Origin of the sequence: Streptomyces litchfieldiae, assembly GCF_031845365.1 — a bacterium.
Taxonomy (GTDB): Bacteria; Actinomycetota; Actinomycetes; order Streptomycetales; family Streptomycetaceae; genus Streptomyces; species Streptomyces litchfieldiae.
This window is the reverse complement of the sequence record NZ_JAVREL010000001.1, coordinates 339,407-351,332: the sequence shown is the minus strand read 5'-3', so window position 1 is coordinate 351,332 and position 11,926 is coordinate 339,407. Positions and strand designations below refer to the sequence as shown.

7 protein-coding genes are annotated in these 11,926 nt (G+C 72.4%); 1 reads left to right on the top strand and 6 read right to left on the bottom strand.

What is annotated here, in order from left to right; all coding sequences use genetic code 11:
• Positions 1–200 precede the first annotated feature (200 nt).
• Positions 201–1,127 carry a serine/threonine dehydratase gene (locus RM590_RS01580; protein WP_311702465.1) on the bottom strand — a complete coding sequence of 309 codons (927 nt, stop codon included), beginning with the start codon at positions 1,125–1,127 and terminating at the stop codon, positions 201–203.
• Positions 1,128–1,166: 39 nt separating this feature from the next.
• Here RM590_RS01580 and RM590_RS01575 point away from each other — a divergent pair, with 39 nt between their 5' ends.
• Entirely contained in the window at positions 1,167–2,384 is a 1,218-nt protein-coding gene (locus tag RM590_RS01575; protein WP_311702464.1) for an amidohydrolase, read from the top strand.
• Positions 2,385–2,387: 3 nt separating this feature from the next.
• Here the strand turns inward: RM590_RS01575 and RM590_RS01570 are convergent, their stop codons facing one another.
• The 5 genes from RM590_RS01570 to RM590_RS01550 all read right to left on the bottom strand — a co-directional run bounded on the left by RM590_RS01570 (position 2,388) and on the right by RM590_RS01550 (position 11,863).
• The gene (locus RM590_RS01570) at positions 2,388–4,217 is read right to left on the bottom strand and encodes a sialidase family protein (protein ID WP_311702463.1); all 1,830 of its coding nucleotides are present in this window, start codon (positions 4,215–4,217) and stop codon (positions 2,388–2,390) included.
• 10 nt (positions 4,218–4,227) lie between these two features.
• On the bottom strand, positions 4,228–6,390 hold the full coding sequence (gene glgB / locus RM590_RS01565; protein WP_394813755.1) for a 1,4-alpha-glucan branching enzyme: 2,163 nt from the start codon (positions 6,388–6,390) through the stop codon (positions 4,228–4,230).
• Between the two features lie 73 nt (positions 6,391–6,463).
• A complete protein-coding gene (locus RM590_RS01560; RefSeq protein ID WP_311702461.1) occupies positions 6,464–7,924 on the bottom strand; it encodes a maltokinase N-terminal cap-like domain-containing protein in 1,461 nt (486 codons plus the stop codon).
• Positions 7,925–8,127: 203 nt separating this feature from the next.
• Positions 8,128–9,831, bottom strand: coding sequence for a maltose alpha-D-glucosyltransferase (treS, locus tag RM590_RS01555; protein WP_311702459.1), 1,704 nt, complete (start codon positions 9,829–9,831; stop codon positions 8,128–8,130).
• Complete coding sequence (locus tag RM590_RS01550; RefSeq protein WP_311702458.1) at positions 9,818–11,863, bottom strand: alpha-1,4-glucan--maltose-1-phosphate maltosyltransferase; 2,046 nt, start codon at positions 11,861–11,863, stop codon at positions 9,818–9,820. The genes treS and RM590_RS01550 overlap by 14 nt, the downstream gene beginning before the upstream one ends.
• Positions 11,864–11,926: the final 63 nt, after the last annotated feature.

Here is an 11,926-nt window from a genome sequence, read left to right as displayed (position 1 = left end):
CGCGACGCTCCCCCGCAAGCGGGAGGTACCCCCAGGCACGCACGCTCGCTGCTTCCCCAGCTAACGCTGGGAGGTGCCCCCATTCGTACGAGCTGCGATCCGGCGCCTTGCGATCGCACGCACCTGGGGGTACCTCCCAGGCCCCAAGGGCCTGGGGGAGCCGCGGGCGTGCGACGCGACCCTGCGGACACGCCCCAGCGTCAAACCCCCGCCAGGTCCGCCGGGTCGGTGTTGGCGCCGCACAGCACCACGCAGACCCGTTCCCCCGGCCCCGGGACATAGGCGTCGGTGCGCAGCGCGGCCAGCGCCGTGGCCGCGCCGTTCTCCACGGCGATGTGGTGGTCGTGCCACAGCGCGCGGCGGGCCGCGGCGATGGCCGCGTCGGGGACCAGCACCGAGCGGGCGTCGCCGTGCCGGGCCGCCGCCAGCGCGTCGGCCGACACCCGGCGCGCGCCGAGCGCGTCGGCCGCGATCGAGTCGACGGGCACGTCGACCGGCTCGCCCGCCGCCAGCGCCGCGTTCAGCGCCCGGCAGTGCTCCGGCTCCACCGCCACCACCCGCACGCCGTGCTGCGCGGCGGCCGTGGCGACCCCGGCGAACAGGCCGCCGCCGCCCACCGCCACCACCACCGTGGTCACCTCCGGCCGGGCGGTCACGATCTCCTCCAGCAGCGTGCCGGCGCCCGCCGCGATCAGCGGATGGTCGTACGCGTGCGAGGCCAGCGCCCCGCTCTCACCCACGAAGTCGGCGCAGGCCGCCGCGGCCTCGGCGTACTCGGTGCCCACCAGCCGTACGTCCGCGCCCAGTTCACGCAGCCGCGCCACCTTCACCGGTGGGGCCGTCTCGGGCACGAACACCGTCGCCGGGATGGCGCGCCGGCCCGCCGCCCAGGCGCAGGCCAGGCCCGCGTTCCCGCCGGAGGCGATGGCGATGCCCGCCTCGGGCATGGCGCCGGACTCCAGCGCCGCGGCCGTGAAGTTCAGCGCGCCGCGCGCCTTGAACGTCCCGGTGTGCTGGAGGAACTCCAGCGCGAAATCCAGCCGTTCGCCCGCCGGGGCCACCGTCACCCGCCGCACCTGGCCGTCGATCCGCCCGGCCGCGGCCTTCACCTCGTCATAGCTCAGCATCGCGTCCACCGTAACGGCAGTGGGATAGGTTCATCCGCCATGAATATCGCGATCACATCCGGCCATGTGGTTCCCATCGACAGCGACCCCATCGACGGCGGCACCGTCCTGGTCCTCGACGGCAGGATCGCCGCCGTCGGACCCGACGCCGAGGTCGCGGTGCCCGATGGCGTGCGCGTCGTGGACGCCGCCGGGGCGTGGGTGCTGCCCGGGTTCGTCGAGGCGCACGGCCATCTCGGGGTGCACGAGGAGGCCGAGGGCTGGGCCGGGCAGGACACCAACGAGATGACCGACCCCAACGGCGCCCGGATGCGCGCGCTGGACGCCATCAACCCGGCGGACACCGGCTTCGCGGACGCCCTGGCCGGCGGCGTCACCAGCGCGGTCATCAAGCCCGGCTCGGGCAACCCGGTGGGCGGCCAGACCGTCGCGGTCAAATGCTGGGGGCGCAGCGTGGACGAGATGCTGATCCGCCAGCCCGTGAGCGTCAAGAGCGCGCTCGGCGAGAACCCCAAGCGGGTCTACGGCGAGAAGAAGCAGCTCCCCTCCACCCGGCAGGGCGTGGCCGCCGTGATCCGCGACGCCTTCACCCGCGCCCAGGACTACCGCGCCCGCCGCGAACACGCCCGGTCCGAGGACAAGCCGTTCGAACGCGACCCGAGCCTGGAGGTGCTGGTCCGGGTGCTCGACGGCGAGCTGCCCTGGTGCCAGCACACCCACCGCGCCGACGACATCGCCACCGCGCTGCGGCTCGCCGACGAGTTCGGCTACCGCGTCGTCATCAACCACGCCACCGAAGCGCACCTGCTGGCCGACGAGATAGCCCGCCGCGGGGTGCCGGTGATCAGCGGCCCGCTGTTCACCACCCGCAGCAAGGTCGAGCTGCGGCAGCGCACCCTGGCCAACCCGGGCATCCTCACCCGGGCCGGCGTCAAGGTGGCGATCACCACCGACCACCCCGTGGTGCCCATCAACTTCCTTGTCCACCAGGTCACTCTCAGCGTCAAGGAGGGCCTGGACCGGGACGAGGCGCTGCGCACCATCACCGCGAACCCGGCCGGGATCATGGGCCTGGACGACCGCGTCGGGGCGCTGCGCCCCGGCCTGGACGGCGACGTGGTGATCTGGTCCGGCGACCCGCTGGACGTGATGAGCCGCGCCCTGCGGGTCTTCATCGAGGGCCGCGAGGTCTACACCTGGGACGCGGCGCGGGCCACCGGCGAGGTCGCCGACCCCTACTACCGCGAGCCCGTCTAGGACCTAACCCGGCCACAGGGCGGCGAACGGCAGCCGGACCCGTTCGTCGCCGATGCCCGACTCGCCCGCCCGGACCCGGTCCGCCTCCCCGGCGGTCAGGGCCCGGCCCAGGACGCGCACATCGTCCAGCGCGCCGGTGAACAGGCCGGCGCCGTCGGGACTGCCGCCGATGTGGAAGGTGAACGCGCCGGCGGGCGTGATCTCCCCGGCCGGCGCGGGCGCCGTGACCGGGGGCCCACCGTCCGCCGACAGTGCCAGCTCCCCGGCGCGGCGGGTGAGGACCACGTGGTGCCAGGCGCCGTCGCCGTGACCCGGCCCGGTGCTCACCTCGGCGGCGGCCTCTCCCGTGTCGATGCCGGCGGTGAAATGGCCGCCGGCCGGGTCCAGCCGCAGCCACAGGCCGCGTTCCCCGGGTCTGTCGCCCGGGCCGAGGAACACGGGTCCGCCCGCGCCGTTCACCCAGGCGGTCACGGTGAAGTCGGTCGCGCCCAGCCGCAGCGAGTCGGGGCAGTTGATCAGCCGCAGATGGTCCTGCTGGCCGTCGAACGGGAGCACCTCGCCGCGCTCGGCGTCCGCGGCCGGCCGCGTGCCGCCGTGCACGACGGCGTGGTTGCCGAGGCCGCTGGCGTCGGGGGTGCGCGGCAGGAACAGATCGCCGGCCTGGGCGTCGAGGTCCGCCTCACTGAAGGCGGAGAAGGTGAGCGTGCCGTGCGGGCTGTTGGTGTTGGTCTCGTACAGCAGCCCGATCCCGCCGGACGCCAGCCGCGTCAGATCGGAGTAGCCCGCCCGGTCCTCGGTGATGACCGTGCCCACCCGTCGCCAGGTCCGCCCCTCGTCGGTGGACGTGCGCACGGCCATCACCCGGCGGTCGTCGAACGCCTCGGCGCCCGGCCGGGCCGGGGCGGACAGCAGCAGCCGGTCGGGGCGCAGGGCCAGCAGGGAGCCGGAGACGGGCGGCGCGTCGATGTCGGGCACGGGCTGGAAGCCGGCCGCGGTGAACGTCTCGCCGCCGTCCTCGCTCACCGCCGTCAGCCGGTGGTTGTCCGTGCCGCAGGTGGTGGAGGACCGCGAGTTGATGTAGATGGTGCCGTCCGCGCGCTCGGCGACGGTGAGTTCGCCGGGGTTGGTCAGCACGCGTTCGGTCTCGTACCGCGCGCCCAGCCGCCAGGTGAGGCCGCCGTCGTCGCTGTAGTAGAGCTGCGCCCCGGCGCCGCCGTCGCTCGTGTCGTAGTCGCCCGGAACGATCAGCCGCCCGGCGTGCTTCCCGCGCCGCAACTGCACGCCGTGCCCGGGCCCCACCGAAATCCAGGTCCAGCCGGCCGGCTTGAGCGCGCCCAGGTCGCCGCCCGGCGTCCAGCTCGCGCCGTCGTCCGTGCTGTGCAGCGCGTGCAGGGTGCGGGTGCCGCGCACCCGGTCGGCCCCCCGGGCGGTCCAGGGGTTGTGGGCGAACAGGACGGAGACCCGGCCGGTTCCGCTGTCCACCACGGGCGCCGGGTTGCCGAAGCCGTCCGGGCTGTCCCGGCCGCGCAGCACCGTGAGCGGCCCCCAGGTGCGGCCCTCGTCGGTGGAGCGCTTGAGCACCAGGTCGATGTCGCCGACGTCCGCGCAGTCGGCGACCCGGCCCTCGGCGAACGCCAGCAGCGTGCCGTCGGCCGTGGCCACCAGCGCGGGGATGCGGAAGCAGGCGTACCCCTCCGTGTGATGCACGAAAGGGTGACTCAGCTCCGGGTCGATCACGGCGGCGGAGGACGTGGACCGGGCGGCCGGCGCGCCGGTCAGCGGCGGGGCGAAGGCCGTCGCGAGCAGGGCGAGGAAGAGAACGGGGTTGCGCATCCAGACAGGATCACGCGGGGCGCAGCCAGATCGTGGCCAGTGGAGGGAGTGTCGGCGCGATGCTCGCCGGGTGGCCGTGGCTGGGCGTCGGCTCGGTCTTCAGCGGCTCGCCGTTCACCACCCCGCCGCCGCCGTAGGCCGTCGCGTCCGTGTTCAGGATCTCCGTCCAGGCGGCGGCCTCGGCGGGGACGCCGAGCCGGTAGTCGGCGCGGACCAGCGGGCAGAAGTTGCTGACGGCCAGCAGCGGCGAGCCGTCGGCGGCGAAGCGGAGGAACGCCAGCACGTTGTCGGCCGCGGCGTCGGCCGCCACCCAGGAGAAGCCGCCCGGGTCGCTGTCCTGTTCCCACAGGGCGGGCTCCGCGCGGTAGTGGGCGTTCAGATCGGCGACCAGGCGCCGCACGCCCAGATGGTCGCCGGCCGCCACATACCCGGGGTCGCACACCCACCACTGCGGCCCCTCCTGCTCCGACCACTCCGCGCCCTGGGCGAACTCCTGTCCCATGAACAGCAGTTGCTTGCCCGGATGGGACCACATGAAGCCGAGGTAGGCGCGGTGGTCGGCGCGCTGCCGCCACCAGTCGCCGGGCATCTTGGAGACCAGGGCGCGCTTGCCGTGCACGACCTCGTCGTGCGAGACGGGCAGCACGTAGTTCTCCGCGTAGGCGTACACCATGGCGAACGTCATCTCGCCGTGGTGCCAGGGGCGGTGCACCGGGTCCTTGGACATGTACGTCAGCGAGTCGTGCATCCAGCCCATGTTCCACTTGAAGCCGAAGCCCAGCCCGCCGTGTTCGGTGGCGCGGGTGACGCCGTCCCAGGCCGTGGACTCCTCCGCCACCGTGATGGCGCCGGGGCAGCGGCGGTAGACGGTCGCGTTCATCTCCTTGAGGAACGCGACCGCGTCCCAGTTCTCCCGGCCGCCCTCCGCGTTGGGCGTCCACTGGCCGGACGGGCGCGAGTAGTCCAGGTAGAGCATCGAGGCCACGGCGTCCACCCGCAGCCCGTCGACGTGGTACTCCTCGCACCAGAACACGGCGTTGGCCACCAGGAAGTTCCGCACCTCGCGGCGGCCGTAGTCGAACTCCAGCGTCCCCCAGTCCGGGTGCTCCGCGCGGCGCGGGTCGGGGTGCTCGTAACAGGGCGTCCCGTCGAACCGGATCAGCGCCCACTCGTCCTTGGGGAAGTGCGCCGGCACCCAGTCGATCAGCACCGCGATGCCCGCCCGGTGCAGCGCGTCCACCAGGTACTTGAAGTCGTCCGGCGGGCCCAGCCGCGCGGTCGGGGCGTAGTAGCCGGTGACCTGATAGCCCCAGGAGCCGCCGTAGGGGTGCTCGGCCGGCGGCATCATCTCGACGTGGGTGAAGCCCAGCTCCCGGACGTAGGCGGTCAGTTCCACCGCGAGCTGCCGGAAGGTCAGCCCGGGCCGCCAGGACGGCAGATGCACCTCGTAGACGGACATCGGTGCCCGGTGCGGGGGGCGTTCGGCGCGGGTGGCCATCCACTCCGCGTCGCCCCACTCGTAGGTGCTCTCGTGCACCACGGACGCGGTGGCCGGCGGGCACTCGGCGGCCCGGGCCAGCGGATCGGCGCGCAGCGTGTGGGTGCCGTTCACCGCGCAGACGTCGAACTTGTAGCGCGTGCCCGGGCCCGTCTCCGGAACGAACAGCTCCCACACGCCCGTCGCGCCCAGCGAGCGCATCGGGAACCCGGTGCCGTCCCAGCCGTTGAAGTCCCCGGCCACCCGCACGCCCCGCGCGTTCGGCGCCCACACGGTGAACCGGGTGCCGCGCACGCCCTCGTGCGTCATGGGGCGCGCGCCCAGCGCCTCCCACAGCCGCTCGTGCCGCCCCTCGGCGATGAGATGCAGGTCCATCTCGCCCAGCGCGGGCAGGAAACGGTACGGGTCGTGCGTCACCAGCCGCGTTCCGTCGGGGTAGGTCACCGTCAGCCGGCGGTCTGGTGGCGCCCCGGCCCCCGGCAGCACCGCCGCGAACAGCCCGTCACCCTCCGGGATCAGCTCGGTGCCGCCCACGGCGACACCGCGCGCGAGCGGGCGCAGGACCCGGATCAGCGTGCCACCGCGCGCCGGATGCGCACCCAACAGCGCGTGCGGATCGTGATGCGCCCCGGCGAGCAGGCGGGCACGGTCACGGGGAGGGAGCGGCGGGTGCACGGCTGGCACCGTTCCTTTCGGTGAGTCTGACGCAGCGGTGAGTCTGACGCGGCAGTGAGATCTGACGCGGCGGTCAGTCCGGGGAGGCGGCCAGGCGGCGGACCGCCGCCATCGGGACGTGCAGCCAGGCCGGCCGGTGCCTGGCCTCGTACAGCACCTCGTACACGGCCTTGTCCGTCTCGTAGGCGCGCAGCAGTTCGCGCTGGTCGGCGGGGTCGGCCCCGGACGCCTCGGCGTAGCCCCGGCAGTAGGCCGCGCGGTTGGCGCGGGACCAGGACTCCACCCAGGAGCCCTCCGCGCGGTCCTGCCGGGCCGCGTAGTCGAACGACCGCAGCATGCCCGCGATGTCCCGCACCGGCGGCCCGGGCCGGCGCCGGTCGGTGAGCGGCCGGGCCGGCTCGCCCTCGAAGTCGATCACCGACCAGCGCGAGCCGCCGCCCCGCTCGTCGGGCACGCACAGCACCTGGCCCAGATGCAGATCGCCGTGCAGCCGCTGCACCCGGCAGGTCCCGCCGCGCCGCGCGTAGTCGCCCAGCGCCTCGTAGGCCCGGTTCAGCCCGGTGCGGTACGGGCGCAGCGCGGGCACGGCGGACGCGGCCTCGGCGAGCCGCTCGGTCATGCCGGCGGCGGCCTGTTCGAGCTGGGGGCGGCCCAGGGTGGACGTGGGCAGCGCGGCGGCCAGCGCGGTGTGCACCTCGGCGGTCGCCCGCCCCAGCGCGTGCGCGGAGGCGGTGAAGTCGGTGCGCCGGGCGAGGGATTGGAGGGCCAACTGCCAGCCGTCGGTGGACCCGACGAGAAAGGGTGCGAGGACCCCGAGGGTCAGCGGCTCGGTCATCGTGCCCGGCCAGGTCGCCTCGAACCAGGCGGCGGGCGCGGGCACCCGGTCGCAGTCCGTCTCGGCCAGCGCCAGCGGCAGCTCCAGGTCCGGGTTCATGCCCGGGCTGACCCGGCGGAACAGCTTGAGGATGAACATCTCGCCGTAGACCACCGAGGAGTTGGACTGCTCGCCGTTGAGCAGCCGGGCGGGCAGGCCCGAGGGAATGCGGCCGCCCTGCGCCCGCCCGAAGTGCAGCGTGCCCAGGCTCCCCGGGATGCGGAGCCGTTCCAGCAGCAGGTCGGCCAGCCGGGGATCGTGCAGCGCCTCGTAGACGGCCTGGCCGCGCAGCGGTCCCTCGGTGGGGCGGCCGACGAGCGCCGGGGCGAGCGCCGGCGGCAGCGCGGGACGCACGCCGAGCAGCAGTTGATAACAGTCGCCGGCCGGCGGGGCGTCCGAGCCGGGGGCCGGGCTCTGCCGGGCGCGGATAAGCAGGTGCAGCAGTCCGGGGGTCTGCCCCCCCGTGCCGCTCGGCAGCAGTTCGGTCGCGGAGACCAGGGTGAGACCGCTCAGCGGACGGCCCTTGCCGGCGAACCAGCGCTGCCGGGGCAGCCAGCGTGCGAGCAGGCCCGTGAGGGAGCGCAGCAGGGCGCTGCTGTGTGGCGCGTCGACGAGCGGAAGCCGGGCCGGAGCCGTCCGGGGCGAGGAGCTATCCGACATGGCGTCCTTTCCCCGGGCACGAATTATGTGACGAAGTGTCCCGGATTCAGGCGTGGGTTGCCCGACAGCGCGGGACGTGTCGTGAGAGAACGACCGTGCGGGTGAGGCCCGTAACGCGGATGGAGGCTTTGGGTAACGCTTCGCAAGGGGGGAGGCTTCCCCCAGGGTGCTGGGGGTAAGCCTGTTTCGTGCCCGTTGACGGCTTATGACTCCGAGGCGTTACGCAGCCGGAACCAGTAGAAGCCGTGGCCCGCGAGCGTCAGCAGATACGGCAGTTCGCCGATGGGCGGGAAGCGGACGCCGCCGATGAGCTCCACCGGGACCCGGCCAGCCCAGGGCCGCAGATCCAGCTCGGTGGGCTGGGAGAAGCGCGAGAAGTTGTTGACGCACATCACCAGGTCGTCGCCGTACTCGCGCAGGAAGGCCAGCACGGCCGGGTTGGACGAGGGGAGCTCCGAGTAGGAGCCGAGCCCGAACGCCCGGTTCTGCTTGCGGATCTCGACCATCCGCCGTGTCCAGTGCAGCAGTGAGGCCGGCGAGCTCATCGCCGCCTCGACGTTGGTCACCTGGTACCCGTGGACCGGGTCCATGATGGTCGGCAGGAACAGCCGGCCGGGGTCGCAGGAGGAGAAGCCCGCGTTGCGGTCGGGCGTCCACTGCATCGGGGTGCGCACCGCGTCGCGGTCGCCGAGCCAGATGTTGTCGCCCATCCCGATCTCGTCGCCGTAGTACAGGATCGGCGAGCCTGGCAGCGACAGCAGCAGCGCGGTGAACAGCTCGATCTGGTTGCGGTCGTTGTCGAGGAGGGGCGCCAGGCGCCTGCGGATGCCGATGTTGGCGCGCATGCGCGGGTCCTTCGCGTACTCCGCGTACATGTAGTCGCGCTCCTCGTCGGTGACCATCTCCAGGGTCAGCTCGTCGTGGTTGCGCAGGAAGATCCCCCACTGGCACCCCGAGGGGATCTCCGGAGTCTTGGCCAGGATTTCCGAGACCGGGTAGCGGGATTCGCGCCGGACCGCCATGAAGATGCGCGGCATCACCGGGAAGTGGAACGCCATGTGGCATTCGTCGCCGCCCTTGTCGTAGTCGCCGAAGTAGTCGACGACGTCTTCCGGCCACTGATTCGCCTCGGCCAGCAGCACGGTGTCCGGGTAGTGGGCGTCGATTTCCGCGCGCACCCGTTTCAGGAAGGCGTGCGTCGCAGGAAGGTTTTCGCAGTTGGTGCCCTCTTCCGCGTAGAGGTACGGCACCGCGTCCAGCCGGTAGCCGTCGATCCCGAGGTCCAGCCAGAACCGCAGGGCCGACAGGATCTCCTCCTGCACCGCCGGACTGCTGTAGTTCAGGTCCGGCTGGTGGGAGAAGAAGCGGTGGAAGAAGTACTGCTTGCGGACCGGGTCGAACGTCCAGTTGGACGACTCGGTGTCGACGAAGATGATGCGCGCGTCCGCGTACTGCTTGTCGTCGTCGGCCCACATGTAGTAGTCGCCGTACGGGCCGTCCGGATCCCGGCGCGACTCCTGGAACCAGCGGTGCTGGTCGCTGGTGTGGTTCATGACGAAGTCGATGATGACCCGCATGCCGCGCTGGTGCGCGGCGTCGACGAATTCCACGAAATCCGCCAGGTCCCCGAACTGCGGGTGCACGTCGGCGTAGTCCGAGACGTCGTAGCCGCCGTCCCGCATGGGGGACTTGAAGAAGGGCGGCAGCCAGAGGCAGTCCACGCCCAGCCACTGGAGATAGTCCAGCCGGGCGGTGATGCCCTTCAGATCGCCGATTCCGTCACCGTTGCTGTCCTGGAAGGAGCGGACCAGGACCTCGTAGAAAACCGCTCGCTTGAACCACTCCGGGTCGCGCTCGCGGGCGGGCGTGTCCTCGAATTTATCGGGGACCGGCTCATTGACGCTCATGGTTGGGTGACCCTCCGGTCTGTGAGGACGGTCGCAGGGCCAAGATGTGGGCCGAGGAGGCGTACGCATCCGCACGGCCCGGCTCAAGCCGCACATAGTTGTCCCTGCCCCAGTAGTAGGTCTCGCCGGTGAGCTCGTCGCACACCGGGAAGGGCTCGGCGCCGCTCTCCTGCGCGGGCGTGAGTCCGTGCCCCTGAAGTTGCTCCATGTCCAACGAGACCGTTGCTTCGTGGGTGTGGTGCGGATCGAGGTTGACCACGATCAGTACGCAGTCGGCGTGAGGTGTCCGTGAGCGCTTGGAGTAAGCCAGGATGTGGTCGTTGTTCGTGCGATGAAAGTGCAGATTGCGTAGTTGACGCAGTGCGGGGTGGCGGCGCCGCAGCGCGTTCAGGGTGGTGATGAGCGGGGTGATCGACCGGCCCTCGGCATCGGCCGCGGCCCAGTCACGCGGCCGGAGCTGGTATTTCTCCGAGTCGGCGTACTCCTCGCTGCCGGGCGCCGCCGGCGTGTTCTCGCACAGTTCGTAGCCGGCATACATGCCCCAGGTCGGCGAGAGCGTCGCGGCGAGCACCGCGCGGATCTCGAACGCCGGCCGGCCGCCGTGCTGGAGGAACGCGTGCAGGATGTCGGGCGTGTTGACGAAGAAGTTGGGGCGCATGTAGGCCGCGGAGGCGCCGGAGAGCTCGGTGAGGTATTCGGTGAGCTCCGCCTTGGAGTTGCGCCACGTGAAGTACGTGTACGACTGCTGGAAGCCGATCTGCGCCAGCGTGCGCATCATCGCGGGCCGCGTGAACGCCTCGGCGAGGAAGATGACATCGGGGTCGGTGCGGTTGATCTCCGCGATGACCTTCTCCCAGAACACCACCGGCTTGGTGTGCGGATTGTCCACGCGGAACACGCGCACCCCGTGCGCCATCCAGAAGCGCAGCACGCGCAGCGTCTCGGTGATCAGGCCGCGGAAGTCGTGCTCGAACGAGATCGGGTAGATGTCCTGGTACTTCTTCGGGGGGTTCTCGGCGAAGGCGATGGTGCCGTCCACCCGCTTGTGGAACCACTCCGGGTGGGACTTCACCCACGGGTGGTCGGGGCTGCACTGGAGCGCGAAGTCCAGGGCGACCTCCAGGCCCTGCGCCGCGGCGGCGGCGACGAACGCGTCGAAGTCCTCCAGCGTGCCCAGGTCCGGGTGGATCGCGTCGTGGCCGCCGTGCGGCGAGCCGATGGCCCAGGGTGAGCCGACATCGTCCTGCCCCGCGGTCAGCGCGCCGTTCGCGCCCTTGCGGAACGCCGTGCCGATGGGGTGGACCGGCGGCAGGTAGACGATGTCGAAGCCCATCGCGGCGATGGCGGGCAGGCGCTCGGCCGCGGTGCGCAGCGTGCCCGAGACCGGCGACCGCCCCCGGCGTACCACCGCGCCCTCCGAGCGCGGGAACATCTCGTACCACGACCCGAACAGCGCGCGTTCGCGCTCCACCACCAGCGGCATCGGCCGTGAGGAGGTGAGGAGTTCGCGCAGCGGGTGGCGGGTCAGCACGGCCGTCACCTCGGGGGTGAGGGCGGCGGCCAGCCGCACCGTGGCCGGCAGGGTGCGGTCCCGAAGCGCCTCGGCCGCGGCCAGGACGGCGTCCCGGCCCGCGCTCTTGGGCACCCCGGCGGCCGCCTGCCGCAGCAGGTCGGCGCCCTCGACGAGGGTGAGCTCGGTGTCCGAGCCGGCCGGGATCTTGATCCGGGCCACCCGCCGCCAAGTGGCCACCGGATCGCCCCACGCCTCGACGGCGAACGTCCAGCGGCCCTCGCTGTCCGGGGTGACCTCCGCGCCCCAGCGGTCGGTGCCCGGGGCGAGTTCGCGCATCGGGGTCCAGGGACCGCCGCGGCCGTTCGGATCGCGCAGCACCACGTTGGCGCCGACGGCTTCCGCGCCCTCCCGGAAAACGGTGGCGGTGACCTGGAACGTCTCGCCCGGCACCGCCTTGACCGGGCGGCGCCCGCAGTCAACGCGCGGCTGGACGTCGAGGACAGGGATTCGTCCGATCATGTGGGGATCACCTGACAGCGTTGGGGGCGAGGCATTTTCCCTCGATGTGAGGGGCTTTGTCCT